At 70.1% G+C, this 25,763-nt stretch carries 26 protein-coding genes and 1 pseudogene; 26 read left to right on the top strand and 1 reads right to left on the bottom strand.

What is annotated here, in order from left to right; translation table 11 throughout:
- Window positions 1-38: 38 nt before the first annotated feature.
- From Asi03nite_RS04930 to nusB, 13 genes are all read left to right on the top strand, one after another.
- Window positions 39-488 carry a DUF948 domain-containing protein gene (locus Asi03nite_RS04930; protein ID WP_203677204.1) on the top strand — a complete coding sequence of 150 codons (450 nt, stop codon included), beginning with the start codon at window positions 39-41 and terminating at the stop codon, window positions 486-488.
- 27 nt (window positions 489-515) lie between these two features.
- On the top strand, window positions 516-806 hold the full coding sequence (locus Asi03nite_RS04925; protein WP_203677203.1) for a hypothetical protein: 291 nt from the start codon (window positions 516-518) through the stop codon (window positions 804-806).
- A complete protein-coding gene (gene alaS / locus Asi03nite_RS04920) occupies window positions 803-3,484 on the top strand; it encodes an alanine--tRNA ligase (RefSeq protein ID WP_203677202.1) in 2,682 nt (893 codons plus the stop codon). The genes Asi03nite_RS04925 and alaS overlap by 4 nt, the downstream gene beginning before the upstream one ends.
- A gap of 225 nt (window positions 3,485-3,709) precedes the next feature.
- Complete coding sequence (gene ruvX / locus Asi03nite_RS04915; protein ID WP_239102390.1) at window positions 3,710-4,171, top strand: Holliday junction resolvase RuvX; 462 nt, start codon at window positions 3,710-3,712, stop codon at window positions 4,169-4,171.
- A gap of 96 nt (window positions 4,172-4,267) precedes the next feature.
- A complete protein-coding gene (gene mltG / locus Asi03nite_RS04910) occupies window positions 4,268-5,353 on the top strand; it encodes an endolytic transglycosylase MltG (protein WP_239102389.1) in 1,086 nt (361 codons plus the stop codon).
- 145 nt (window positions 5,354-5,498) lie between these two features.
- Window positions 5,499-6,683, top strand: a complete 1,185-nt coding sequence (gene mltG, locus Asi03nite_RS04905) for an endolytic transglycosylase MltG (RefSeq protein ID WP_203677199.1) — start codon at window positions 5,499-5,501, stop codon at window positions 6,681-6,683.
- A 24-nt stretch (window positions 6,684-6,707) separates the two neighbouring features.
- Window positions 6,708-7,577: a shikimate dehydrogenase gene (locus Asi03nite_RS04900; RefSeq protein WP_203677198.1), complete on the top strand. Its 870-nt coding sequence runs from the start codon at window positions 6,708-6,710 to the stop codon at window positions 7,575-7,577.
- Window positions 7,578-7,721: 144 nt separating this feature from the next.
- On the top strand, window positions 7,722-8,900 hold the full coding sequence (gene aroC, locus Asi03nite_RS04895) for a chorismate synthase (protein ID WP_203677197.1): 1,179 nt from the start codon (window positions 7,722-7,724) through the stop codon (window positions 8,898-8,900).
- The gene (locus Asi03nite_RS04890) at window positions 8,900-9,403 is read left to right on the top strand and encodes a shikimate kinase (RefSeq protein WP_203677196.1); all 504 of its coding nucleotides are present in this window, start codon (window positions 8,900-8,902) and stop codon (window positions 9,401-9,403) included. Before aroC ends, Asi03nite_RS04890 begins: the two co-directional genes overlap by 1 nt.
- A 181-nt stretch (window positions 9,404-9,584) precedes the next feature.
- Window positions 9,585-10,649, top strand: a complete 1,065-nt coding sequence (gene aroB / locus Asi03nite_RS04885) for a 3-dehydroquinate synthase (protein ID WP_373872088.1) — start codon at window positions 9,585-9,587, stop codon at window positions 10,647-10,649.
- The gene (aroQ, locus tag Asi03nite_RS04880) at window positions 10,646-11,065 is read left to right on the top strand and encodes a type II 3-dehydroquinate dehydratase (protein WP_203677194.1); all 420 of its coding nucleotides are present in this window, start codon (window positions 10,646-10,648) and stop codon (window positions 11,063-11,065) included. The genes aroB and aroQ overlap by 4 nt, the downstream gene beginning before the upstream one ends.
- A gap of 86 nt (window positions 11,066-11,151) precedes the next feature.
- Entirely contained in the window at window positions 11,152-11,709 is a 558-nt protein-coding gene (efp, locus tag Asi03nite_RS04875) for an elongation factor P (RefSeq protein ID WP_203677193.1), read from the top strand.
- Window positions 11,709-12,143, top strand: a complete 435-nt coding sequence (gene nusB / locus Asi03nite_RS04870) for a transcription antitermination factor NusB (protein WP_203677192.1) — start codon at window positions 11,709-11,711, stop codon at window positions 12,141-12,143. The genes efp and nusB overlap by 1 nt, the downstream gene beginning before the upstream one ends.
- A gap of 127 nt (window positions 12,144-12,270) precedes the next feature.
- Here nusB and bldD read toward each other — a convergent pair whose 3' ends face one another.
- A complete protein-coding gene (gene bldD, locus Asi03nite_RS04865; RefSeq protein WP_014446326.1) occupies window positions 12,271-12,759 on the bottom strand; it encodes a transcriptional regulator BldD in 489 nt (162 codons plus the stop codon).
- A gap of 313 nt (window positions 12,760-13,072) precedes the next feature.
- Here bldD and pyrR point away from each other — a divergent pair, with 313 nt between their 5' ends.
- From pyrR to Asi03nite_RS04805, 13 genes and pseudogenes are all read left to right on the top strand, one after another.
- Entirely contained in the window at window positions 13,073-13,633 is a 561-nt protein-coding gene (pyrR, locus tag Asi03nite_RS04860) for a bifunctional pyr operon transcriptional regulator/uracil phosphoribosyltransferase PyrR (RefSeq protein ID WP_203677191.1), read from the top strand.
- Window positions 13,630-14,538 (top strand): aspartate carbamoyltransferase catalytic subunit, encoded by a 909-nt coding sequence (locus Asi03nite_RS04855; protein ID WP_203677190.1) that lies wholly within the window; start codon window positions 13,630-13,632, stop codon window positions 14,536-14,538. Before pyrR ends, Asi03nite_RS04855 begins: the two co-directional genes overlap by 4 nt.
- A complete protein-coding gene (locus Asi03nite_RS04850; protein ID WP_203677189.1) occupies window positions 14,535-15,803 on the top strand; it encodes a dihydroorotase in 1,269 nt (422 codons plus the stop codon). Before Asi03nite_RS04855 ends, Asi03nite_RS04850 begins: the two co-directional genes overlap by 4 nt.
- Window positions 15,804-15,826: 23 nt before the next feature.
- Window positions 15,827-16,951, top strand: a complete 1,125-nt coding sequence (gene carA, locus Asi03nite_RS04845; protein ID WP_239102388.1) for a glutamine-hydrolyzing carbamoyl-phosphate synthase small subunit — start codon at window positions 15,827-15,829, stop codon at window positions 16,949-16,951.
- A gap of 6 nt (window positions 16,952-16,957) precedes the next feature.
- Complete coding sequence (carB, locus tag Asi03nite_RS04840) at window positions 16,958-20,272, top strand: carbamoyl-phosphate synthase large subunit (RefSeq protein WP_203677187.1); 3,315 nt, start codon at window positions 16,958-16,960, stop codon at window positions 20,270-20,272.
- Window positions 20,272-21,300, top strand: coding sequence for a quinone-dependent dihydroorotate dehydrogenase (locus Asi03nite_RS04835; RefSeq protein ID WP_203677186.1), 1,029 nt, complete (start codon window positions 20,272-20,274; stop codon window positions 21,298-21,300). Before carB ends, Asi03nite_RS04835 begins: the two co-directional genes overlap by 1 nt.
- Window positions 21,301-21,463: 163 nt before the next feature.
- Window positions 21,464-21,766, top strand: a pseudogene (locus Asi03nite_RS37665) (adenosylmethionine--8-amino-7-oxononanoate aminotransferase BioA); the annotation flags it as partial.
- 21 nt (window positions 21,767-21,787) lie between these two features.
- Window positions 21,788-22,618, top strand: a complete 831-nt coding sequence (pyrF, locus tag Asi03nite_RS04830) for an orotidine-5'-phosphate decarboxylase (protein ID WP_203677185.1) — start codon at window positions 21,788-21,790, stop codon at window positions 22,616-22,618.
- A 174-nt stretch (window positions 22,619-22,792) separates the two neighbouring features.
- Window positions 22,793-23,110: an integration host factor, actinobacterial type gene (gene mihF / locus Asi03nite_RS04825; protein ID WP_014693418.1), complete on the top strand. Its 318-nt coding sequence runs from the start codon at window positions 22,793-22,795 to the stop codon at window positions 23,108-23,110.
- A 32-nt stretch (window positions 23,111-23,142) separates the two neighbouring features.
- The gene (gmk, locus tag Asi03nite_RS04820) at window positions 23,143-23,742 is read left to right on the top strand and encodes a guanylate kinase (protein ID WP_203677184.1); all 600 of its coding nucleotides are present in this window, start codon (window positions 23,143-23,145) and stop codon (window positions 23,740-23,742) included.
- A gap of 1 nt (window position 23,743) precedes the next feature.
- Entirely contained in the window at window positions 23,744-24,007 is a 264-nt protein-coding gene (gene rpoZ, locus Asi03nite_RS04815) for a DNA-directed RNA polymerase subunit omega (RefSeq protein WP_067705078.1), read from the top strand.
- A 116-nt stretch (window positions 24,008-24,123) separates the two neighbouring features.
- The gene (coaBC, locus tag Asi03nite_RS04810; protein ID WP_203677183.1) at window positions 24,124-25,344 is read left to right on the top strand and encodes a bifunctional phosphopantothenoylcysteine decarboxylase/phosphopantothenate--cysteine ligase CoaBC; all 1,221 of its coding nucleotides are present in this window, start codon (window positions 24,124-24,126) and stop codon (window positions 25,342-25,344) included.
- Between the two features lie 42 nt (window positions 25,345-25,386).
- Window positions 25,387-25,763 (top strand): S-adenosylmethionine synthetase N-terminal domain-containing protein (locus Asi03nite_RS04805; RefSeq protein ID WP_275409323.1); only part of this gene is annotated, 377 nt, incomplete at its 3' end.

Raw genomic sequence — 25,763 nt, 5'->3', positions numbered from 1 at the left:
GCCGTTACCGTGACCACCCGAAGAGGAGACGCGCTTAAATGAACGCCGGAGAAATCGCTGGTCTGATCGCGGCGGGCGCCTTCCTGATGCTCGTTCTCGTGCTCGCCGTGCCGATTCTGAAGCTGGGCCGCACCGTGGACGCCGCGACCCGGGCGATCAACGAGGTGACCGATCGCACCGGCCCGCTGCTCGGCAACGTGAACACCACGGTGGAGAACGTGAACACCGCTCTCGGTCAGGTCCAGGTCTCTTTGGACGGTGTGAACCTGCAGCTGGCCAAGGTCGACACGATGACCGAGCACGCGCAGAACGTCACCGCCAACGTCGCCAACCTGGTCACCGTGGTCTCCGCCGCCGCGGCGAACCCGCTGGTCAAGGTCGCCTCGTTCGGGTACGGGCTGCGTAAGGCGGCCGCCGCGCGACGGCACGCCGAGGAGGACCGTGAGGTCCGCACCGAGATCAAGCGCCGTCGCCGGGCCAATCGCTGAAATAGCCGCGAAGAGGGGAACGTTGCTATGAAACGCCTGCTCTGGCTGGGTGTCGGTCTGGCCGTCGGCGCCCTCGTGGTGCGCAAGCTCACGCAGAAGGCCGAGGAGTTCACCCCCACCGGGATCGCCACCTCGCTCTCGCAATCCGCTGGCGGGCTCGTCGAGTCGATGCGTAGCTTCGTGGAAGACGTCCGCGACGGTATGGCCGAGCGGGAGGAACAGATCCACGAGGCGTTCGCCGAGGGGGTTCTGTACGAGGACAAATTCGCCGAGCTGCGCGACGACTCGCAGCCCGGTTCGCAGGAGGGAAATCGATGAAGACGGCGGAAGTCAAGCGGCGCTTTCTGGCGCATTTCGAGGCCAACGGGCACACGGTCGTCCCGAGTGCCCCGCTGCCGGCCATCGACGACCCGAACCTGCTGTTCATCAACGCCGGCATGGTGCAGTTCGTGCCGTTCTTCCTGGGTCAGCGCACCCCGCCGTACCAGCGGGCGGCGAGTGTGCAGAAGTGCATCCGGACGCCGGACATCGACGAGGTCGGCAAGACCAGCCGGCACGGCACGTTCTTCCAGATGAACGGTAACTTCTCGTTCGGCGACTACTTCAAGGCGGGCGCGATCCCGCTGGCGTGGGAGCTGTCCACGAAGCCGGTCGAGCAGGGCGGTTTCGGTCTGGACCCGGAGAAGATCTGGGCGACGGTGTATCTCGACGACGACGAGGCGATCGAGATCTGGAAGCGGACCGGCCTGCCCGCGGAGCGGATCGTGCGCCGCGGCAAGAAGGACAACTACTGGTCGATGGGCATCCCCGGCCCGGCCGGCCCGTGCTCGGAGCTGTACTACGACCGCGGCCCCGCCTACGGCAGGGAGGGCGGCCCGGAGGTCGACGAGGACCGGTACCTGGAGTTCTGGAACCTGGTCTTCATGCAGAACGAGATCACCGACGTGAAGTCGAAGGAGGACTTCACGATCGTCGGCGCGCTCCCGAAGCAGAACATCGACACCGGCATGGGCCTGGAGCGCATCGCGTCGATCCTGCAGGGCGTCGACAACCTGTACGAGATCGACGAGGTCCGCCCGATCCTGGCCCGGGCGGCGGAGATGACCGGCAGGACGTACGGTGCGCACTCCGGCCACGCGGCGAACCAGAGCCACCCCGACGACGTCCGGCTGCGGGTGATCGCCGACCACGTGCGCACCGCGCTGATGCTGATCGGCGACGGCATCGTCCCGTCGAACGAGGGCCGCGGCTACGTGCTGCGCCGGATCATGCGCCGCGCGATCCGGGCGATCCGCCTGCTCGGCTGGCAGGAGCCGGCGCTGCCGATCCTGCTGCCGATCGCGCGGGACTGCATGTCCCCGTCGTACCCGGAGCTGGCCGAGGAGTTCGGGCGGATCTCCACGTACGCGTACGCGGAGGAGGACGCGTTCCTCTCCACGCTCAAGGCGGGCACCACGATCCTGGACACCGCGATCAGCGAGACCAAGCAGTCCGGCGCCAAGCTGCTCTCCGGCTCGCAGGCGTTCAAGCTGCACGACACGTACGGCTTCCCGATCGACCTGACCCTGGAGATCGCGCAGGAGCAGGGGCTGCAGGTCGACCAGGACGGCTTCCGCCGGCTGATGGCCGAGCAGAAGGCGGCGGCGAAGGCGGACGCGGCGGCGCGCAAGACCGGCCACGCGGACCTGTCGTCGTACCGGTCGGCGCTCGACGCCGGCGGCGCGGTGCAGTTCACCGGGTACCAGGAGGTCTCCCGCGAGTCCCGGGTCCGGGCGCTGATCGGCGACTCCGGCCGGGTCGAGGTGGCCGGCGAGGGCGAGACCGTCGAGCTGGTGCTGGACACCACCCCGTTCTACGCCGAGGGCGGTGGCCAGCAGGCGGACACCGGCCTGATCAAGGTCGGCGGCGGCCACCTCGAGGTGTTCGACGTGCAGCAGCCGATTCCCGGCCTGATCGTGCACAAGGCGCGGGTGGTGCAGGGCGAGGTGCGGGCCGGCGAGAGCGGCCTGGCGGAGATCGACGTGACCCGCCGCAAGGCGATCTCCCGGTCGCACACCGCGACCCACCTGGTGCACCAGACCATGCGCAACTTCCTCGGCGAGTCGGCGACCCAGGCGGGTTCGCTGAACGCGCCGGGCCGGCTGCGGTTCGACTTCCACACCCCGGGCGCGGTGAACCCGTCGGTGCTCTTCGACGTCGAGCAGCAGATCAACGAGGTGCTGCTGCGCGACCTCGAGGTGAACGCGTTCGTCACCTCCCAGGAGGAGGCGCGCCGGCTCGGCGCGATGGCGCTGTTCGGCGAGAAGTACGGTGACGAGGTGCGGGTCGTCGAGGTCGGCGACTACGCGCGGGAGCTGTGCGGTGGCACCCACGTGGCCCGCTCCGGCCAGCTCGGCCTGGTGAAGATCCTGACCGAGTCGTCGATCGGCTCCGGCGTGCGGCGGGTCGAGGCGCTGGTCGGCATCGACGCGTTCGGCTTCCTGGCCAAGGAGCACCTGCTGGTGTCGCGCCTGGCCGACCTGTTCCGGGTGCCCGGCGACCAGGTCGCCGACCGGGTCGAGCAGACCGTCACGGCGCTGCGCGACGCGGAGAAGGAGCTGGAGAAGCTGCGGGCGCAGATGGTGCTGGCCGGCGCGGGCGCGCTGGTCGACCAGGCGAAGGACCTGCGCGGGGTGGCGTTCGTCGGGACCGAGGCGCCGGAGGGCGCGGCCGGCACCGACGTGCGCACGCTGGCGCAGGAGATCCGCGGCAAGTTCGACCCGGCGCGTCCGGCGGTGGTCGCGGTGACCGCCCGTTCGGGTGGCAAGGCGACGCTGATCGTGGCGATCAACGCGGCCGCCAAGAGCCGGGGGCTGTCCGCGGGTGATCTGGTCAAGGGCGCGCTGTCCGGCCGGGGTGGCGGCAACGCCGACCTGGCGCAGGGCGGCGGCGTGCCGGCGTCCGAGGCGCCGAACCTGCTGGCGTCGATCGAGAAGGCGCTCGCCGGCGCGAGCTGACAATTGACAGGTAATGGATCCGTCGCCCAGTGCGACGGATCCTTTCCTTTTCCTTGAGAATTCCTGGCCTCGGCACAGGGGGCCGTTGTATCAGGACGCGCAGCGGTTAAGCTTTGCGCGCGATCAGGAGCCCGTTATCGGCGTACGTCGATAATGGTGTCGATCGTGCGGAAGGCTCGTTCGGGGACAACGGAGATGCGGTTTGCTGGTGTGCAGGGAGAGAGCGTGACGCACGGCTTCACCCGGGGGGTGCGCCTCGGGGTGGACGTCGGACAGGTGCGCGTCGGGGTCGCCAAGTGCGATCCGGACGGGATCCTGGCCAGCCCGGTCGCGACCGTGGCGCGGGATCAGCTGGCCGGCGCGGACGAGGTTCCCGCCGACATGGCCGAGCTGGCCCGGCTGGCGGAGGAGCACGAGGCCGTCGAGGTCGTCGTGGGCCTCCCGGTCGCGCTGAACGGGCGGGAGGGCGTGGCGGCCGGCCACGTCCGGGCGTACGTGCAGCGGCTGGGAGTGATTCTCGCGCCCCGGCCGGTTGTGCTCTCCGACGAGCGGATGTCGACAGTCGTCGCCAGCCGTAGGCTGAGCGAGCGGGGCGTTCGAGGGCGTCGGCAGCGAGCGGTCGTGGACCAGGCGGCCGCCGTGGAGATCCTGCAGGGCTGGCTGGACGCACAGCGGAGGCAGACTTAATTGAGCGACGACGACCTGGATTTGGCGTTCGAGGGCGCAGAGGATCGAGGCCGCTGGAAACATCGCAGGAAAAAGGGTGGACCGGGCCGTACAGTCATGGCCTTCGCCCTGGTTCTGCTGCTTTTCGGGGCGCTCGGCGGTGTCGCCTACGTCGGCTACGGCAAGGTGAAGGGCTTCTTCAGCGCCGAGGACTTCGCCGGGCCGGGCACCGGTGAGGCGGTCATCGAGGTGAAGTCCGGCAACACCGCTACCGACATCGCCGACACCCTGTACAAGGCGGGTGTGGTGAAGAGCGCCGCGGCGTTCGTCGACGCGGCCAAGGACAATCCGAAGAGCAAGGACATTCAGGTGGGATCGTATCTCCTGAGGAAGGAGATGAAGGCCAGCGACGCGCTGACGATGCTGCTCGACCTGAAGAACAAGAACGTCAACAAGGTCACCATCCCCGAGGGTGTGATCTCGCTGCAGATCTTCGACCGGCTGTCGAAGGCGACCGGCATCCCCGTCGACGACTTCAAGAAGGCCGCGAAGAGCCCGCAGAAGCTGGGCGTGCCGTCGCTGTGGTTCAAGCGCCGCGACGGGAAGAAGGTCAACGCGGCGGACATCGAGGGCTTCCTGTACCCGGCCACCTACGAGTTCCCGAAGGACACCGACGCCACAGGCGTCCTGAAGATCATCATCGAGCACTTCAACGACGAGATGACGAAGCTGGACTTCGCGAACAAGGCGACCAAGCTGAACATCTCGCCGTACGAGGCGCTGGTGGCCGCGTCGATCGCGCAGGTCGAGGCGCTGCTGCCGGAGGACATGGGGCCGGTCGCGCGGGTGCTCTACAACCGGGCGTACACCGGCAAGTTCCCGTGCAGCTGCCTGCAGCTGGACAGCACCGTCAACTACTGGCTGCGGATCAGCGGCAAGGACGCGAAGTCGTCGGAGAAGCTGCTCGCCCAGGAGCTGCACGACCCGAAGAACCCGTACAACTACGACGTCAAGGGCATGGCCGTCGGGCCGATCAGCAGTCCCGGCGAGGTCGCCCTGAAGGGTGCCGTCGAGCCCCCGAAGAGCGATTACTTCTTCTTCGTGACGGTCGACCAGAAGGGCGCGATGGGGTACGGCAAGACCTTCGAGGAGCACCAGGCGAACATTCAGAAGGCCTGCAGGAACGGCATTCCGATCTGCTGACCGCACCAGCGTGACATCGACGGCCGACCTGGTTGTTCCGGGTCGGCCGTCGCTGTGAGGTAGCGCCGCAGATCGATCCGTGACACCCTTCGCGACGTAGTTCCAGCCGGGGGCTTGACATGCTGGACGCGCAGCGGAGGCGGTAATGCTCGACGATCTGGATGCGGTACTGGAGGAAGAAGAGCAGGCGAAATCGGACACCTCGCGGCGCCGGAGCCGCGCCGGGCGGTCGGCCGTCGCCTTCTTCCTCAGCCTGGTTCTGCTCGGCCTGCTGGCGGGCGGGGGCTGGTTCGCGTACAGCAAGGTGAAAGGCGTCTTCGTCGCCGACGACTACTCCGGACCGGGTGGCGCCGAGGCGATCGTCGAGGTGAAGACCGGTCAGTCGGCCACCGACATCGGCACCACGCTGTACCACCAGAAGGTGGTCGCCTCGGTGGACGCGTTCGTCGACGCCGCCAAGGACAACAACCGCAGCAAGAACATCCAGGCCGGGTGGTACAAGCTCCAGGTCGGGATGAAGGCCGGCGACGCGCTCGGCCGGCTGCTCGACCCGAACGCGCGCTGGGTCACCAAGGTCACCCTGCCCGAGGGGCTGTCGTACCAGCAGACGTTCCAGAAGCTGTCGGAAGCCACCAAGATCCCGGTGGCGGACTTCGCGAAGGCGGCGAAGAACCCGGTCGCGCTCGGGGTGGACGAGTCCTGGTTCCGGCGCGGCGACGGCAAGAAGGCCGACAAGAGCGACATCGAGGGCTTCCTGTACCCGGCGACCTACGAGCTGTCGCCGAAGGCGGACGCCGCCGAGGTGCTCAAGACGATCGTCGCGAACTTCAACGCCGAGATGGAGCAGCTGGAGTTCATCCCGACGGTGGAGAAGACCCGCGGCGGCATCTCTCCGTACCAGGCGCTGATCGTGGCGTCCATCGCCCAGGCCGAGGCGCTCCTGGAGGAGGACATGCCCAAGGTGTCGCGGGTGGTCTACAACCGGGCGTACGGCGACTTCGACTGCCACTGCCTGGGGCTGGACAGCACTGTCAACTACTGGCTGCGGATCACCGGCAAGGGGACCAAGGCGTCGGAGCACCTGACCAACGCGGAACTGCACGACCCGAAGAACCCCTACAACACGCACGACAAGCCGGGGCTGCCGCCGGGGCCGATCGGGAACCCGGGCAAGGCGGCGCTCAAGGGCGCGATGAGCCCGACCAACAACTTCCCCTACTACTTCTTCATCAGCGTCGACACGAAGGGGACCATGGCCTACGGCAGGACCGGGGCCGACCACGAGAAGAACCGGCAGCTCGCCTGTCAGAACGGCATCCCGCTGTGCTGAGGCCGGGTTCGTAGAATACGGCGCGTGCAGACCACCACCCCTCGACGGGCGGCCGTGCTCGGCAAGCCGATCGCCCACTCGCTCTCCCCGGTGATCCACCGGGCCGGCTTCGCCGCCGCCGGGCTGACCGGCTGGACCTACGACGCGATCGAGTGCGCCGAGGCCGAGCTGCCGGCCCTGCTGGCCGGCCTCGGCCCGGAATGGGCCGGCCTGTCGGTCACCATGCCGCTCAAGGAGGCCGCGCTCAGGCTGGCGACCTCGGCCAGCCCGGTCGCGATCGCCGCCGGCGTGGCGAACACCTTGGTCCGCCAGGCGGACGGCGGCTGGCACGCCGACAACAGCGACATCGGCGGCATGATCCGGGTGCTGCGCGAGGCCGGCCTCGGCGCCGGCACCGGCCGGCACGCCGCCAAGGAGGCGCCGCCGCGGATCACCGTGCTCGGCGGCGGCGGCACCGCCCGGGCCGCCCTGGCCGCGGCGGCCGAGCTGGGCGCCGAGGCGATCACCGTGGTGGCCCGCCGCCCGGAGGCGCTGGCCGAGCTGGAACCGGTCGCCGGAACGCTCGGCCTGAAGATGGAGGGCGTCGCGTGGGCGGACGCGCCGGCCGCCTTCGACGCCGACGCGGTGATCTCCACGGTTCCCCGGGGCGCGGCCGACCACCTGGCCGCCGAGGTCGCCTGGCGCCCCGCGACGGTGCTGTTCGACGCGATCTACGACCCGTGGCCGACGCCGATCGCGGCCGCGGCGGCCGCCGCCGGCGCGCCTGTGGTCTCCGGGCTGGATCTGTTGCTGGCCCAGGCGCTCAGCCAGTTCGAGCAGTTCACCGGGGTGACCGAGGCGCCCGAGGAGGCCATGCGGGCCGCTCTTGGCGAAGCGGTCCGCGACCGCGCCTAGACGCTGGATCACCATCGAGATCGATTGGTGGTACGCCCGTAGCCGGGCCCCCGACCCCGCGGAAGCCCTGCCGTGGTTGTCCGGAACGCGGGACGCGGCGTACCACCGGCCGGACCGCAGGCCTGTCGTGCCAGACTGTCAACCGTGTTGCGCTGGCTTACCGCAGGTGAATCGCACGGCCCGGCTCTCGTCGCGCTGCTGGAGGGTGTTCCCGCCGGGGTGGAGGTGACGAGCGCGGACATCACCCGTGACCTCGTGCGCCGCCGCCTGGGCTACGGGCGGGGCGCCCGGATGAAGTTCGAGCAGGACGAGGTCGAGTTCATCGGGGGCGTCCGGCACGGCCGCACCCTGGGCAGCCCGGTCGCCATCCGGGTGGGCAACACCGAGTGGCCCAAGTGGGAGACGGTGATGTCGGCCGACCCGGTCGACCCGCAGGTGCTGGCCGAGCAGTCCCGCAACGCCCCGCTCACCCGCCCGCGCCCCGGCCACGCCGACCTGGCCGGCATGCAGAAGTACGGGCACACCGACGCCCGCCCGATCCTGGAGCGCGCCAGCGCCCGGGAGACCGCCGCCCGGGTCGCCGTCGGCGTGGTCGCCAAGCAGCTGATCAAGCAGGCGCTCGGTGTCGAGATCGTCTCGCACGTGACCGAGCTGGGCTCGGTCGCCGCCAAGCCCGGCCTGATCCCCACCCCGGACGACTTCGACCGCATCGACGCGGACCCGCTGCGCTGCCTCGACCCGGAGGCCAGCGCCCGGATGGTGGCCGAGGTCGACGCCGCGAAGAAGGACGCCGACACGCTCGGCGGCATCGTCGAGGTGCTGGCCTACCACCTCCCGCCCGGCCTCGGCTCGCACGTGCAGTGGGACCGCAAGCTGGACGCCCGCCTGGCCACCGCGTTGATGTCCATCCAGTCGGTCAAGGGCGTCGAGATCGGTGACGGCTTCACCCAGGCCCGGTCCCGCGGCTCGGTCGCCCACGACGAGATCGTCCCCACCCCGGACGGGGTCAGGCGGGTCACCGGCCGCGCCGGCGGCCTGGAGGGCGGCATCACCAACGGCGAGCCGTTGCGCGTGCGCGCCGCGCTCAAGCCGATCTCCTCGCTGAACCGGGCGCTGCAGACCGTCGACGTCACCACCGGCGAGCCGGCCACGGCGATCAACCAGCGCTCGGACGTCTGCGCGGTCCCGGCCGGCGCGGTCGTCGCCGAGGCCATGGTCGCCCTGGTCCTGGCCGAGGCCGCGACCGAGAAGTTCGGCGGCGACTCGGTCGCCGAGATCCGCCGCAACCTCGATTCGTACCTGGAAAACCTGGTGATCCGCTGATGGCGCCGGTCGCCGTCCTGGTCGGCGTGATGGGCGCCGGCAAGACCACCGTCGGCGCGGCGGTCGCCGAGTCGCTCGGCCTGGCCTTCGCCGACACCGACACGATCATCGAGGAGCGGGCCGGCAAACCCATCCCGGACATCTTCGTGGACGAGGGGGAGGCGGCGTTCCGCGCCATGGAGCGTGCGGTCGTCGCGTCGGCGTTGTCCGGCTTCGACGGGGTGCTGGCCCTGGGCGGCGGCGCGATCCTCGACGACGGGACCCGTGAGCTGCTCGCCGGGCACACCGTGGTCTACCTTTCGGTGGAGCTCGCCGACTCGCTGAAGCGCGTGGGGCTGGGCGCCGGGCGGCCGCTGCTGGCGATGAACCCGCGAGCGACCCTGAAGTTTCTGCTGGAACAGCGGCGGCCGCTGTACCTGGAGGTCGCCACCCACACCGTCGTGACGGACGGGCGGGAGCCCGAGGAGATCGCCCGCGAGGTCGTCGCCCGGCTCCGCCCCTGACCCCGAATGACGACCACCAACCCGGCCCGGGCTGGAATGACCACGGCGCGGCCCGGCTCGGGTGGCTCGGCCGGGGGTGGTGGTTTGCGGGGTGGGGTGCGCGCCGCGCGCGACTGCCCACGTGGCGGAACTCCGGCGAGCGTCACCACCCGGTCAGCGGGGCCCGGATAGGGTGACGGCCGTGGTGACGCGAATTCCGGTGAACGGCGACCGCCCGTACGACGTGATCGTCGGACGTGGTCTGCACGACGAACTGCCCGCCCTGGTGGACGGCGCGGCGCGGGTGGCCGTGATCCACCCGCCCACGCTGCGGGAGCGGGCCGAGGCGGTGGCGAAGGCGGCCGGCGCGGGCACCGTGGTGCCGATCGAGGTGCCGGACGCCGAGCGGGGCAAGACCGTGGAGGTCGCCGCCCGGTGCTGGGACGAGCTGGGCGCGGCCGGCTTCACCCGGACCGATGTGGTGGTCGGGGTCGGCGGCGGGGCCACCACCGACCTGGCCGGGTACGTCGCCGCCGCCTGGCTGCGCGGGGTCCGCTGGGTGCCGGTGTCCACCTCGGTGGCCGGCATGGTGGACGCCGCGGTCGGGGGCAAGACCGCTGTGAACATCGCCGCCGGCAAGAACCTGGTAGGCGCGTTCCACCCGCCCGCCGGGGTGCTGTGCGACCTGGACGCGCTGGACACCCTGCCGCGCGAGGACATCGCCGCCGGGCTGGCCGAGGTGGTCAAGGGCGGGTTCATCGCCGATCCGCGGATCCTGGAGCTGGTCGAGGAGAGTCCGGAGGGGGCCCTCGACCCGCACGGCGACGTGCTGCGCGAGCTGATCGAGCGCAAGATCCGGGTGAAGGCCGACGTGGTAGGGGTGGACCTCGAGGAGTCCGGGCCGCGGGAGATCCTGAACTACGGGCACACCCTCGGCCACGCGATCGAGCGCCGCGAGAGGTACTCCTGGAAGCACGGGCACGCGGTGGCGGTCGGCATGATCTTCGCGGCTGAGCTGGGGCGGCTCTCCGGGCGGCTGGACGGCGCGACAGCGGCCCGCCACCGGCGGATCCTGGAGCTCCTGGGCCTGCCCACGACGTACGCCCGGGACGCCTGGACCGACCTGCTCGCCGGCATGCGCGTGGACAAGAAGACGAGGGCCGCCACCTTGCGGTTCGTCGTCCTGGACGGCCTGGCGAAGCCGGGCATCCTGGCCGGGCCGGACGACGAGCTGCTGCGGCGGGCCTACGCGGAGGTGGCGCGGTGATCTACGTGCTGAACGGGCCGAACCTGAACCGGCTGGGCACCCGCGAGCCGGACGTCTACGGCAGCGCGACGTACCAGGACCTGGTCGACCTGTGCCGGACGGTGGCCGACGACCTGGGCGTGCGGGTCCGGATCCTGCAGACCAACGCCGAGCACGAGATGATCGAGTGGCTGCACGAGGCCGCCGACGAGGGCGCCGACGTGGTGCTCAACGCCGGCGCCTGGACGCACTACAACATCGCGCTCCGGGACGCCTGCGCGATGCTCCGCGGCAAGCTGGTGGAGGTGCACATCTCCAACATCCACACCCGTGAGACGTTCCGGCACCATTCGGTGATCTCGGGCGTGGCGACCGGTGTGATAGTCGGTCTCGGGTTCGACGGGTACCGGCTGGCCCTCGAACACATTGCACGCTAAAGAGCACGGATACCCGATTCGCTCTCACCAGCACATCGCCGGTAAAGTGGTTCGGTCAACGATTCGCGTCAAGATCAAGGCAGGACATGGCTTCCACCAACGACCTGAAGAACGGCCTGGTTCTCAACCTCGACAAGGAGCTGTGGTCCGTCGTTGAGTTCCAGCACGTCAAGCCGGGTAAGGGCCCCGCGTTCGTGCGGACCACGCTGAAGCACGTGCTTTCCGGCAAGGTCGTCGACAAGACCTTCAACGCGGGGACGAAGGTCGAGACCGCGACCGTCGACAAGCGCACGATGCAGTATCTGTACCAGGACGGCGAGGACTATGTCTTCATGGACCTGGACACCTACGAGCAGATCCACGTCTCCGGCGCCACCGTCGGTGACAACGCCAACTACCTGCTGCCCGAGGCCGAGGTCACGGTCGCTCTGCACGAGGGCGTCCCGCTCTACGTCGAGCTGCCGACCAGCGTCTTCGTCGAGGTCACCTACACCGAGCCGGGTCTGCAGGGCGACCGCTCGACCGGTGGCACCAAGCCGGCGACGATCGAGACCGGCGCCACGGTCCAGGTTCCGCTGTTCATCACCACCGGTGAGAAGATCAAGGTCGACACCCGCGACGGCCGCTACCTCGGCCGCAGCTGATGGCGGAAGGTCCCAAGAAGGAACGGCTGGCGCGCCGCAAGGCGCGCAAGCGGGCGCTGGACGTCCTTTTCGAGGCCGACCTGCGTGATCTGCCGCCGGGCCAGGTGTTGCTCACCTATCTCGACCGGATCGCGAAACCGCACCCGGAGCACCTGGCCTACGCGATCACCCTGATCGAGGGCGTCGCCAAGCACCTGGATCGGATCGACGAGCTGATCGCCAGCTACGCGGAGGGCTGGACGATCGACCGCATGCCGGTGGTCGACCGCAACCTGGCCCGGATCGCCGTCTACGAGTTGCTCCACGAGCCCGAGGTGGACGACCCGGTGGCGATCACCGAGGCGGTGGAGCTGGCCAAGGAGATGTCGACGGACGACAGCCCGCGCTTCCTCAACGGCCTGCTGGACCGGATCGCGGCGTTTGCCACGCGATAGAAAGCGATAGAAGTCCGTCAGATACGCAAAACGGCCTGGACCGCTCGGTCCGGGCCGTTTTCTTTTGGAACAAAGTAAGCCCGCGTCGATCTGGGGGGCCGACGCGGGCTTTCTTGACTGAACTGGTTCAGCTGGCGAAGAAGGCCCGGGGGTCGGCCACCAGGACGCCCTGCTCGGTCAGTCGCTCGATCAGGCCCGAGGGCGAGATGTCGTAGACGATCGCGAGGGCGCGCAGGTCGTCGGCGCGGATCGAGAGGACCCGGCCGTTGTAGTCACCACGCTGCTGCTGGATGGCCCGGGCGTACCGCGCCACGTAGGCGAGGTCCTCACCGGTGGTGTCGTAGAGCTTCTCGAGGTCCAGCACGATCTTGTTGGTCGCCTCGAGACGGATGCCGCTGCCGTCGGGCAGCAGCTCGGAGACGGGAACACGGTAGAAGTCGGCCAGTTCGGCCAGACGGGACACGGTGACCGCACGGTCGCCGCGCTCGTAGGAGCCGACCACGACGGCCTTCCAGCGGCCGTTCGACTTCTCTTCGACGCCCTGCAGGGACAGGCCCTGCTGCTGGCGAATGGAGCGCAGGCGAGCGCCCAGCGACTTCGCGTACTCAGACGGCATTCGGACACTCCCAGTACTGTGCTCGGCCCGGAGGGTTCTTCCTCACGGATCGCTACGCTGCGTGACGGTACGGAGTTTGCGACCGCCGGTCAAGTGTTGGTTACCGATGAGTCGTGCGGCGAGCACCAAAGTTACCGGCTGTATCCCTACTTGCTCGGTTTGTCGGAAATGTCCTTGGGTTGGACAGGTCACCCTGGTCAACACCGTGTGCGCTGGTAACGTAGCGTCAGCCATCGGGCCGGTCACCTGCGGAGGCCGCCCGTTCAGACGTCCTTTAACGACCCGTCCCGTGAGGCGGGGAAGGAGGTCCGCCGTGGCGCAGCCACGCGCAGACGCGCCCAGCAAGATCATTCTTGAAGGGGCCGACCTGTCCCGGGTAGTGGACCGGATCGCCCACCAGATCCTGGAGAAGACCTCCGGGGCCACCGGCACCGCGCTGCTCGGCATTCCCACCCGCGGCGTCCCGCTCGCGCACCGGCTCGCCGCCCGGATCCAGGCGTTCGAGGGCGTCGAGGTGCCGGTCGGCTCCCTGGACATCACGCTCTACCGCGACGACCTGCGGCTGCAGGCCACCCGCGCGCTCGGCCGGACCGAGCTGCCGCCCGGCGGCATCGACGGCCTGCGGGTGATCCTGGTCGACGACGTGCTCTTCTCCGGCCGCTCGGTGCGCGCCGCGCTGGACGCGCTCAAGGACCTCGGCCGGCCCAGCTCGGTGCAGCTGGCGGTGCTTGTCGACCGCGGCCACCGGCAATTGCCGATCCGCGCCGACTACGTCGGCAAGAACATCCCGACCGCGCTCAGCGAGAGCGTCCGGGTCGCGGTCACCGAGGTGGACGGCGCCGACGAGGTCCGGCTGATCGGAGGACTCCAGTGATCAAACACCTGCGCTCCGCCGCGGACCTGGACGCCGCCACCGCCACGCTGATCCTGGACACCGCCGCCGAGATGGCCGCGCTCGCCGGTCGCGAGGTGAAGAAGCTGCCGGCGCTGCGCGGCCGCACCGTGGTGAACCTGTTCTACGAGGACTCCACCCGCACCCGGATCTCCTTCGAGGCGGCCGCCAAGCGGCTCTCCGCCGACGTGATCAACTTTTCCGCCAAGGGCTCCAGCGTCTCCAAGGGCGAGAGCCTCAAGGACACCGCGCTGACCCTGCAGGCGATGGGCGCCGACGCCGTGGTGATCCGGCACTCGGCCAGCGGGGCGCCGCACCGGCTGGCCGAGTGGGTGGACGGCTCGGTGGTGAACGCCGGCGACGGCACCCACGAGCACCCCACCCAGGCCCTGCTGGACGCGTACACGATGCGCTCCCGCCTGGGCCGCCTGGAGGGCCTGCGGGTGGCGATCGTCGGCGACGTGCTGCACAGCCGGGTGGCCCGCTCCAACGTGCTGCTGCTGAGCACGCTCGGCGCGCAGGTCACCCTGGTCGGCCCGCCCACCCTGATCCCTGTGGACCTGCCGGAGAAGCTGCAGGTCTCCTACGACCTCGACAGCGTCCTGCCGGACAGCGACGTGGTGATGATGCTCCGCGTGCAGACCGAGCGGATGCAGGACTCGTACTTCCCGTCCGCGCGCGAGTACAGCCGCCGCTACGGGCTCGACGTGCCGCGGCTCACGAAGCTGCCGGAGCACGCGATCGTCATGCACCCCGGCCCGATGAACCGCGGGATGGAGATCGCGCCCGAGGTGGCCGACTCGCCCCGCTCCACGATCGTCGAACAGGTCGCCAACGGCGTCAGCGTCCGGATGGCCGTCCTCTACCTGCTCCTGGGAGGCAAGTGATGGCGTACCTGCTCAAGGGCGTCTCGATCCTCGGCGGCTCGCCGACCGATCTGCTCATTCACGATGGCGTCATCTCCGACAAAACAGACGGCAATGCCGAAGTGATCGACGCGCACGGGCTCGTGGCGCTGCCCGGCCTCGTCGACGTGCACACCCACCTGCGCGAGCCGGGACGCGAGGACGCCGAGACCGTCCAGACCGGCTCCCGCGCCGCGGCCCTGGGCGGCTACACCGCGGTCTGCGCGATGGCGAACACCTCGCCGGTCGCCGACACCGCCGGCGTGGTCGAGCAGGTCTGGCGCCTGGGCCGGGAGGCCGGGCTGGTCGACGTGCAGCCGATCGGCGCGGTCACGGTCGGCCTGGCCGGCAAGCAGATGGCCGAGCTGGGCGCGATGGCCACCTCCGCCGCCCGCGTACGGATCTTCTCCGACGACGGTTTCTGCGTCGCCGACCCGAAGATGATGCGCCGGGCCCTGGAGTACGTGAAGGCGTTCGACGGCGTGATCGCCCAGCACGCCGAGGAGCACCGGCTCACCGAGGGCGCGCAGATGCACGAGGGCGAGGTCAGCACCCGGCTGGGCCTGACCGGCTGGCCCGCGGTCGCCGAGGAGGCGATCATCGCCCGGGACGTGCTGCTGGCCGAGCACGTCGGCAGCCGCCTGCACGTCTGCCACGTCTCCACGGCCGGCTCGGTCGAGGTGCTGCGCCAGGCCAAGGCCCGCGGCGTCCGGGTGACCGCCGAGGTCACCCCGCACCACCTGCTGCTGACCGACGAGAAGGCGAGCGGTTACGACCCGGTCTTCAAGGTCAACCCGCCGCTGCGTACGGCGGAGGACGTCGCCGCCCTGCGTCAGGCGCTGCTGGACGGGGTGATCGACGTGGTCGCCACCGACCACGCCCCGCACGCCGTGCAGGACAAGGAGTGCGAGTGGGCGTACGCCCGCCCCGGCATGCTCGGCCTGGAGACGGCCCTGCCGATCCTGCTGAGCGTCTTCGGCGAGAAATGGGACCTGATCGCCGACCGGATGTCCGTCGCGCCGGCCCGCATCGCCGGGCTGGCCGGGCACGGCGGCGACCTGACGCGGGCCGGCACGCCGGCCAACCTCACGCTGGTGGACCCGTCGGCGCGCTGGGTCGTGGACCCGGGCCAGCTGGCGAGCCGCAGCAGGAACACGCCGTACGCGGGTATGACCCTGCCCGGTCGCATCGTGGCGACCTTCCTGCGGGGGGAAGCGACGGTTCTGGACGGGAAGGTAGTTAAGTGACTCTCGCTGACGATTTTTCGGGATTGCGGCGAAGCCGCCTTGGCAGCCCTGCGATTCTCGTTCTGGAGGACGGGCGGACGTTCTCCGGCACCGCGTACGGCGCGGTGGGGGAGACGTTCGGCGAGGCGGTCTTCACCACCGGCATGACCGGTTACCAGGAAGTGCTGACCGACCCCTCCTTCCACAAGCAGGTCGTGGTGCAGACCGCGCCGCAGATCGGCAACACCGGCGTCAACGACGAGGACGACGAGTCGGACCGGATCTGGGTCTCCGGCTACGTGGTCCGCGACCCGGCCCGCCGCCCGTCGAACTGGCGCGCGAAGGGCGACCTGGGCGACCGGCTGGCCGCCGAGGGCGTGGTCGGGATCAGCGGCGTCGACACCCGCGCCCTGACCCGGCACCTGCGCGAGCGCGGCGCGATGCGGGTCGGCATCTCCTCCCTCGACCTCGATGCCGGCAAGCTGCGCGAGCGGGTCCTGGCCCAGCCGCAGATGCTCGGCGCCGACCTGTCCGCGCAGGTCAGCACCGGCGCCCGGTACACCGTCACGGCGCAGGGCGAGCACCGGTACACGGTCGCCGCGCTGGACCTGGGCATCAAGCGCAACGTCGCCCGCCGGCTCGCCGCCCGCGGCGTGACCACGCACATCTTCCCGGCCTCGTCGAGCATCGAGGACCTGCTCGCGGTCAGCCCGGACGCGGTGTTCCTCTCGCCCGGCCCGGGTGACCCGGCCACCGCCGACGGCCCGGTCGCGTTGGCGCGGGAGGTGATGCGCCGCCAGGTGCCGCTGTTCGGCATCTGCTTCGGCAGCCAGATCCTGGGCCGCGCGCTCGGCTTCGGGACGTACAAGCTCGGCTACGGCCACCGCGGCATCAACCAGCCGGTGCTCGACAAGACCACCGGCAAGGTCGAGGTGACCAGCCACAACCACGGGTTCGCGGTGGACGCCCCGCTGAACCAGGTGATCGACACCGATTTCGGCGGCGTCGAGGTCTCGCACGTCTGCCTCAACGACGACGTGGTCGAAGGGCTGCGTGGCATCGAGGTGCCCGCCTTCACCGTCCAGTACCACCCCGAGGCCGCTGCCGGCCCGCACGACGCGGACTACCTGTTCGACCGCTTCGTCGAACTCGTCGAGAAGAAGGGCTGAGTTCACGTGCCGAAGCGTGAGGATCTCAAGCATGTGATGGTGATCGGGTCCGGCCCGATCGTCATCGGTCAGGCCTGCGAGTTCGACTACTCCGGCACCCAGGCGTGCCGGGTGCTGCGCGCCGAGGGGCTGCGCGTCTCGCTGGTCAACTCGAACCCGGCCACGATCATGACCGACCCGGAGTACGCCGACGCCACCTACGTCGAGCCGATCACCCCGGAGTTCGTCGAGCTGGTCATCGCCAAGGAGCGCCCGGACGCGATCCTGCCCACCCTGGGCGGCCAGACCGCGCTGAACACCGCGATCGCGCTGCACGAGAGCGGCGTGCTGGAGAAGTACGGCGTCGAGCTGATCGGCGCCAACGTCGACGCCATCCGCAAGGGCGAGGACCGCCAGCTGTTCAAGGACATCGTCGCCAAGGCCGGCGGCGAGACCCCGCGCTCGCGGGTCTGCCACTCGATGGACGAGGTCCGCGAGACGGTCGCCGAGATCGGCCTGCCGGTCGTCATCCGCCCGTCGTTCACCATGGGCGGCCTCGGCTCCGGCATGGCGCACACCGACGAGGACCTGGACCGCATCGCCGGCGCCGGCCTGGCCGCCTCCCCGGTGCACGAGGTGCTCATCGAGGAGAGCGTGCTCGGCTGGAAGGAGTACGAGCTCGAGCTGATGCGCGACAAGCACGACAACGTCGTGGTCGTCTGCTCGATCGAGAACGTCGACCCGATGGGCGTGCACACCGGCGACAGCGTCACCGTGGCCCCGGCCATGACGCTCACCGACCGGGAGTACCAGAAGCTGCGCGACCTGGGCATCGCGGTGCTCCGCGAGGTCGGTGTGGACACCGGCGGCTGCAACATCCAGTTCGCGATCAACCCGGACGACGGCCGGATGATCGTGATCGAGATGAACCCGCGGGTCTCCCGGTCCTCGGCGCTCGCGTCCAAGGCCACCGGCTTCCCGATCGCCAAGATCGCGGCCAAGCTGGCCATCGGCTACACGCTCGACGAGATCCCGAACGACATCACGCTCAAGACGCCTGCCGCGTTCGAGCCCGCCCTGGACTACGTGGTCGTGAAGATCCCGCGGTTCGCGTTCGAGAAGTTCCCGGGCGCGGACAAGGAGCTCACCACCACGATGAAGTCGGTCGGCGAGGCGATGAGCCTGGGCCGCAACTTCGCCGAGGCGTTGAACAAGGCGCTGCGCTCGATGGAGACGTCGTACGCCGGTTTCTGGACCCACGCCGACGAGACCGACGACCTGCAGGAGGTCCTCGAGGCGCTGCGGACGCCGCACGACGGCCGCCTCTACACCGTGGAGCGGGCGCTGCGGCTGGGCGCCACCGTCGAGCAGGTGCACGCGGCCAGCGGCCGGATCGACCCGTGGTTCCTGGACGAGATCAAGGCGCTGGTCGACCTGCGCGCCGAGATCCTGGCCGCGCCGGCGCTCGACGAGGAGCTGCTGCGCCGGGCGAAGCGGTCCGGGCTCTCCGACAAGCAGCTGGCCGCGCTGCGCCCGGAGCTGGCCGGCGAGGACGGGGTCCGCGCGCTGCGGCACCGGATGGGGGTGCGCCCGGTCTACAAGACCGTGGACACCTGCGCCGCCGAGTTCGCGGCGAACACCCCGTACCACTACTCGTCCTACGACGAGGAGACCGAGGTGGCGCCGAGCGACCGGCCCAAGGTGCTGATCCTCGGCTCCGGCCCGAACCGGATCGGCCAGGGCATCGAGTTCGACTACTCGTGTGTCCACGCCGTACAGGCGCTCCGTGGTGTTGATCTGGAAACTGTGATGATCAACTGCAACCCGGAGACCGTCTCCACCGACTACGACACCGCCGACCGGCTCTACTTCGAGCCGCTCACGTTCGAGGACGTCCTCGAGGTGTTCCACGCCGAGGACAGCTCCGGCAAAGCGGCCGGCGGCCCCGGCGTGATCGGCGTGATCGTGCAGCTCGGCGGGCAGACCCCGCTCGGGCTGGCGAACCGGCTCAAGGCGGCGGGCGTCCCGATCGTGGGCACCACGCCCGAGTCGATCGACCTGGCCGAGGACCGCGGCCTGTTCGGGACGCTGCTGGCCGAGAACGGGCTGCGCTCGCCGGACCACGGCACCGCCACCTCGTTCGACGAGGCCAAGGCGATCGCCGACTCGATCGGCTACCCGGTGCTGGTCCGCCCGTCCTACGTGCTGGGCGGCCGGGGCATGGAGATCGTCTACGACGAGCCCACCCTGAAGGGCTACATCGAGCGGGCCACCGAGATCTCCCCGGACCACCCGGTGCTTGTCGACCGGTTCCTGGACGACGCCATCGAGATCGACGTGGACGCGCTCTGCGACGCCACCGGCGAGGTCTACCTGGGCGGCGTGATGGAGCACATCGAGGAGGCCGGCATCCACTCCGGCGACTCGGCCTGCTCGCTGCCGCCGATCACGCTCGCCGCCTCGCACCTGGCGCAGGTGCGCCGCTACACCGAGGCCCTGGCGCGGGGCATCGGGGTGCGCGGCCTGATGAACGTCCAGTACGCGCTCAAGGACGAGGTCCTCTACGTGCTGGAGGCCAACCCGCGGGCGTCGCGGACCGTGCCGTTCGTGTCCAAGGCGACAGGCGTGCAGCTGGCCAAGGCGGCCGCCCGGATCATGCTCGGCGCCACCATCGCCGAGCTGCGCGCCGAGGGCGTGCTGATCGCCGACCGGGACGGCGGCTCCTTCCCGCCGCACGCGCCGATCGCGATCAAGGAGGCGGTGCTGCCGTTCAAACGGTTCCGCACGCCGGCCGGCAAGAGCGTGGACAACCTGCTCAGCCCGGAGATGAAGTCGACGGGCGAGGTGATGGGCATCGACACCGGCTTCGGCCAGGCGTTCGCCAAGTCCCAGGCCGCGGCGTACGGCTCGCTCCCCACCAGTGGCAAGGTCTTCGTCTCGGTGGCCAACCGGGACAAGCGGTCGATGATCTTCCCGGTCAAGCGGCTCGCCGACCTGGGCTTCACCATCGTCACCACGGCCGGCACCGGCGACGTGCTGTCCCGGTACGGCATCGAGTGCGAGGTCGTGCCGAAGCACTACGAGAGCCCCGCCAAGAACGCCGTCGAGCTGATCCTGGCCGGCGAGATCGCCCTGATCATCAACACCCCGCAGGGCTCCGGCGCCAGCGCCCGCCAGGACGGGTACGAGATCCGCAGCGCCGCGGTCACCGCCGACATCCCGTGCATCACCACGGTGCCCGGCGCGGCCGCCGCGGTGATGGGCATCGAGGCCCTGATGCGCGGGGACATGGCCGTGCGGCCGCTGCAGGAGCTGCACAAGGCCCTCCGGGGCGACAGCTGATGAACCTGTTCCGCAACGCCGTCCGGCCGGTCCTGTTCCGGCTGGGCGGCGGCGACGCCGAGACCGCGCACGAGTGGACGCTGCACCGGCTCGCCTCGATGCCGCCGGCCGCCCGTGAGGTGATGCGTCGCCGGTACGCCTTCTCCGCCCCGGTGGAGGCGTTCGGGGTGCGCTTCCCCAACCGGGTCGGCCTGGCCGCCGGGATGGACAAGAACGGCGTGGCGCTGCCCGCCTGGCCGGCTCTCGGGTTCGGCTTCGTGGAGGTGGGCACGGTCACCGCCAAGGCGCAGCCGGGCAACGACCGGCCACGGCTGTTCCGGCTCCGGGACAGCGAGGCGATCATCAACCGGATGGGCTTCAACAACGCCGGCGCGGCCGCCCTGGCCGAGCGCCTGCGGGAGCTGGGACCGATCGGCGTGCCGCTCGGCGTCTCGCTGGGCAAGTCCAAGGTCACCCCGCTGGACGAGGCGGTCGGGGACTACCTGCAGTCGTACCGGCTGCTGCACCCGTACGCGGACTACATCGCGGTGAACGTCTCCTCGCCGAACACACCGGGCCTGCGTACCCTCCAGGACCGCGACTTCCTGACCACCCTGCTGCGCGAGCTCGGCGGCGACGTCCCGGTGCTCGTGAAGATCGCCCCGGACCTGACCGAGCCGGCCGTCGCCGAGCTGCTGGAGGTCTGCCTGGAGCACGGCGCGGCCGGCCTGATCGCCACCAACACCACGCTGGCCCGGGACGGTCTGGCTCCGGGTGACCAGCACCTGGCCACCGAGGCCGGCGGACTCTCCGGGCGGCCGCTCACCGAGCGGTCCCGCGCGGTGGTGGAGTTCGTGCACCGGGAGACCGGCGGCCGGCTGCCGATCGTCGGGGTGGGCGGGATCATGTCGGCCGACGACGCGGCCCGGCTCCTGGACGCCGGCGCCACGCTGGTGCAGCTCTACTCCGGGTTCATCTACAAGGGCCCGGACCTGGTGCGGGCGGTGGCGCAGGGCGCCCGGCCGGCCCGGGCGCACGCGGCGCGATGACCCCGGCCGGGCGCGATCCGCTTGCGCTCGACCGGGCGCGCGTCCGGCAGCCGGACGGCCCGATTACGGGACACCTCGCGGGTTCGGCCGGACCGGGCGGTTCTTCGCGGTCGAGCACGCCGGGGTGAGCCCGGACATCAAGTGCCCGGCAATCCGCCCGCCCGCCAAGGCCTCGCTGGAGCTGTTGCGCGACGGGGGGTGGGGGGATCGCGTACGGATGATCGAAAACGGTCTGGAGGAGCAGTCTGGAGCCGCTGCGCGGCCCCGGCGCCGCCGACCTCCGCGTCCTGGGCGCGATCGGCGCCGTCCAGCCGGACCGGCCGGTGGACGTGCCGGCGGCGATCGCCGAGGGGGCCTGGCCGCGCCCGTTCCGCGATCTGAGCGACACCGGGCCGCCGTATGTGACGAGGCGACAGACGTGGCCCGCATTGCCGAGGGGATCGCCGCCGCGGTGGCGGCCAGCTGACACGGAAGAGGTAGATACGCCATGGAATCGTTCGGCGAACGGCTGCACGCGGCTATCGGGCAAAGGGGCCCGCTGTGCGTCGGCATCGATCCGCACGCCGCTCTGCTCGCCCGGTGGGGGCTCCCCGACGATGTCGCCGGCCTGGAGCGCTTCGCCCGTACGGTGGTCGAGGCGCTGGCCGATCGGGTGGCTGTCCTGAAGCCCCAGTCCGCGTTTTTTGAGAGATTTGGGTCACGTGGCATCGCTATTCTTGAGTCAACTATCCGACAGTCCAGAGAGGCTGGCGCGCTCGTCCTGCTCGACGTGAAGCGCGGCGACATCGGCTCGACGATGGCCGCGTACGCCTCCGCGTATCTCGATCCAGCCAGCACTCTACGCTCCGACGCGATTACTGTGAGTCCCTACCTCGGGGTCGGCTCGTTGCGGCCGGCGTTCGATCTCGCGGCCACGAGCGGCGCCGGAATTTTCGTTCTCGCGCTGACCTCGAACCCCGAGGGCGCTTCCGTCCAGCATGCCGTCGCGCCTGGTGGGGCGACCGTCGCGCAAACCGTGATCGACGAGATTTCCCAGCTCAACGCTGGTGCGAGCCCGCTCGGAAGTTTCGGTCTGGTGGTCGGCGCGACGATCGGGAGGACCGGCCACGACCTGTCGAAGGTCAACGGCCCGCTGCTCGCGCCGGGGCTCGGAGCGCAGGGCGCGACGCCCGATGACCTGCGTGCCGTCTTCGGCGAAAGCCTGCACAACGTGTTGCCGTCGTATTCACGGGAAGTTCTCTCGGCGGGCCCCGGGATCGCCGGTCTGCGGGCCGCCGTGGACCGCGTTCTGACAGACTGTCGGACCGCGCTCGGGTGAAACCCGCTGCGTAACGGCCCGCGTGCCGGGGTACCCCCACGTTGCCGAATGCGCCGTTGACCGCTAGTTTTCCCGGCGCCGGGAACCACATGCCCCTTTGGTTCCCTGGCACACCACGTTTCACAGAAGCGCCGGTATTGGACTACCGCCGCGATAGGGACCTGAGGAGAACTGGTGCCGCTCCCGTCACTGAGCCCCGAGCAGCGCGCTGCCGCGCTGGAGAAGGCCGCCGAAGTTCGCAAGGCTCGGGCCGAGCTGAAGGAACAGCTCAAGTCCGGCAAGACCACCCTCGCCGCCGTGCTGGACCGCGCGGAGGCCGACGAGGTCGTCGGCAAGCTGAAGGTCTCGGCCGTGCTGCAGGCGCTGCCGGGCATCGGCAAGATCCGCGCGACCCAGATCATGGAGAAGCTGAAGATCGCCGAGAGCCGCCGGCTCCGGGGTCTCGGCGACCAGCAGCGCAAGGCCCTCCTGGGGGAGTTCGCTGCGAACTGACTCATCGGCTCGTGTAGGAATGAGCCGTGAGCATGGATGACGACGCGCGCCCGGCAGCCCGCCTCACCGTCCTGTCCGGCCCCTCCGGGGTCGGCAAGGACAGCGTGATCGAGCTGATCCGGGCGCGCTCGCCTTGGATCAAGTTGTCGGTGTCGGTCACGACACGCAAGAAACGTGACTACGAGACCGATGGCGAGCACTATCACTTCGTGACCCGCCCGGAGTTCCAGCGGCTGATCGATGGCGGACAGCTGCTGGAGTGGGCGGAGTTCGCGGGCAACCTCTACGGGACGCCCCGAGCGCAGGTCGAGGGCTGGCTCCAGCAGGGCCGGCCCGTTTTGTTGAAGATCGATCTGCAGGGCGCCCGCCAGGTGCGGGCCGCCATGGCGGACGCCCAGCTGGTGTTCCTCGCCCCGCCCAGCAAGGAGGAGCTGCAGCGGCGGCTCATCGGCCGGGGGACCGACGACGAGGAGACCATCCGCCGCCGCCTGGCCCACGCGGACGAGGAGCTGGCCGCCGAGTCCGAGTTCGACGTCACCGTGGTCAACGACTTCGTCGAGCGGGCCGCGGACGAGCTGGTAAGATTGCTCGGTTCGTCATTCTTAGCGCCAGCTAGCATTAAGGAATTCTGAAGTGGGAACTGTCGCCAACCCCGAGGGCATCACCAACCCCCCGATCGACGAACTGCTGGACAAGACCTCGTCGAAGTACTCGCTGGTGATCTTCGCGGCCAAGCGCGCCCGCCAGGTCAACGCCTACTACAGCCAGCTCGGCGAGGGTCTCCTGGAGTATGTGGGGCCCCTGGTCGAGACCACGCCGCAGGAGAAGCCGCTGTCGATCGCGATGCGCGAGATCAACGCCGGCCTCCTGACCGCTGAGCCGACCGACCACCCGTAAGGCCGAGTGTCCTACCAGTGCCCTCTGTTCGCGGAAAGCGCGAGCCGGGGGCACTCGGCATATCCGGTCCGGGGGACGAGCCCCGGACACCCCGCGAATGAACCCGGAGTCGTGACGTGGTCGAGGTGGTCCTGGGCGTGTGCGGCGGGATCGCCGCGTACAAGGCGTGTGAGCTGCTGCGGCTGTTCACCGAGTCCGGGCACGGGGTGCGGGTGGTGCCAACCGCCTCGGCGCTGAAGTTCGTCGGCGAGCCGACCTGGGCCGCGCTCTCCGGCCGCCCGGTCGGCACGCGGGTCTGGGACGACGCCCACGAGGTGCCGCACGTGCGGATCGGCCGGGCCGCCGAGCTGGTCGTGGTCGCGCCGGCCACCGCCGACATCCTGGCCAGGGCCGCCCACGGGATCGCCGACGACCTGCTCACCAACACCCTGCTGACGGCCACCTGCCCGGTGGTCTACGCGCCGGCCATGCACACCGAGATGTGGGAGAACCCGGCGACCCGGGCCAACGTGGCGACGCTGCGCTCGCGGGGCGCGCTCGTCATCGAGCCGGCCGTCGGCCGTCTCACCGGCAAGGACACCGGCAAGGGCCGGCTTCCGGAGCCCGCGGCGATTTTCGAGTACGCCATGGGCGTACTCCGCAGTCGTGGTCCTAAAAATGATCTTCAAGGCCGGCACGTGGTGGTGACCGCCGGTGGGACCCGCGAGCCGCTCGACCCGGTGCGCTTCCTCGGCAACCGGTCCTCCGGCAAGCAGGGTTACGCGCTGGCCCGCGCCGCGCTGGCCCGGGGCGCCCGGGTGACGCTGATCGCAGCGAACGTCGCTCTGCCCGATCCGGCCGGCGCCGATCTGATCCGGGTGGGCACCACGGAGGAACTGCGCAAGGCCACGGTCGAGGCGTTCGCGTCGGCGGACGTCGCGGTGATGGCCGCCGCGCCCGCCGACTTCCGGCCCGCGACCGTCGCCGAGCAGAAGATCAAGAAGACCGACGACGGGCTCCCCGCCCCGATCGCCCTCGTCACGAACCCGGACATCGCCGCCGAACTGGGCGCCGCCAAGCGGCCCGGCCAGGTGCTGGTGGCGTTCGCCGCCGAGACGCACGACGCGTTGGAACACGCCCGGGTCAAAATGGTGAAAAAACGGGCGGATCTGATCATCGTCAACGAAGTAGGGGTCGACAGGGTTTTCGGTGAGGATCGAAACACCGTTACTGTGCTGGGCGTGGATGGTCTCACCGACGCGCTCGACGAACTCTCCAAAGACGATGTGGCCGGTAGGATCTTCGACCACGTCGTGGACCGGCTCGATGGGCAGGTCGGCGGCGGTCGGCCGCTCTGATTAGACTTCCGCGTTACCTGTATTCGACAACTGAGGAGCACCGTGGCACGCCGCCTGTTCACTTCCGAGTCGGTCACGGAAGGCCACCCGGACAAGATCGCTGACCAGATCAGCGACGGGATTCTCGACGCCCTGCTCGCGCAGGACCCGCGCAGCCGTGTCGCGGTCGAGACCCTGATCACCACCGGCCAGGTGCACGTAGCCGGTGAGGTCACCACCCAGGCCTACGCCGACATCCCCAGCATCGTGCGCGACACCATCCTGCGGATCGGTTACGACTCGTCGAAGAAGGGCTTCGACGGCGCGTCCTGCGGCGTGAGCGTCTCCATCGGGTCGCAGTCGCCGGACATCGCGCAGGGTGTGGACAGCGCGATCGAGCTGCGTGAGGGTGACTCCGAGCACATCCTGGACCAGCAGGG

Origin of the sequence: Actinoplanes siamensis, assembly GCF_016862395.1 — a bacterium.
Classification (GTDB): domain Bacteria; phylum Actinomycetota; class Actinomycetes; order Mycobacteriales; family Micromonosporaceae; genus Actinoplanes; species Actinoplanes siamensis.
This window is presented reverse-complemented; position numbering and strand designations above follow the sequence as displayed.

Coding starts and splice junctions, on each gene's coding strand:
- nusB (WP_203677192.1), top strand. CDS start 11,709: ATGGCGGAAGGTCCCAAGAAGGAACGGCTGGCGCGCCGCAAGGCGCGC.
- Asi03nite_RS04890 (WP_203677196.1), top strand. CDS start 8,900: ATGGCGCCGGTCGCCGTCCTGGTCGGCGTGATGGGCGCCGGCAAGACC.
- Asi03nite_RS04930 (WP_203677204.1), top strand. CDS start 39: ATGAACGCCGGAGAAATCGCTGGTCTGATCGCGGCGGGCGCCTTCCTG.
- efp (WP_203677193.1), top strand. CDS start 11,152: ATGGCTTCCACCAACGACCTGAAGAACGGCCTGGTTCTCAACCTCGAC.
- bldD (WP_014446326.1), bottom strand. CDS start 12,759: ATGCCGTCTGAGTACGCGAAGTCGCTGGGCGCTCGCCTGCGCTCCATT.
- mltG (WP_203677199.1), top strand. CDS start 5,499: ATGCTCGACGATCTGGATGCGGTACTGGAGGAAGAAGAGCAGGCGAAA.
- pyrF (WP_203677185.1), top strand. CDS start 21,788: ATGGAATCGTTCGGCGAACGGCTGCACGCGGCTATCGGGCAAAGGGGC.
- gmk (WP_203677184.1), top strand. CDS start 23,143: ATGGATGACGACGCGCGCCCGGCAGCCCGCCTCACCGTCCTGTCCGGC.
- Asi03nite_RS04925 (WP_203677203.1), top strand. CDS start 516: ATGAAACGCCTGCTCTGGCTGGGTGTCGGTCTGGCCGTCGGCGCCCTC.
- alaS (WP_203677202.1), top strand. CDS start 803: ATGAAGACGGCGGAAGTCAAGCGGCGCTTTCTGGCGCATTTCGAGGCC.
- mltG (WP_239102389.1), top strand. CDS start 4,268: ATGGCCTTCGCCCTGGTTCTGCTGCTTTTCGGGGCGCTCGGCGGTGTC.
- Asi03nite_RS04835 (WP_203677186.1), top strand. CDS start 20,272: ATGAACCTGTTCCGCAACGCCGTCCGGCCGGTCCTGTTCCGGCTGGGC.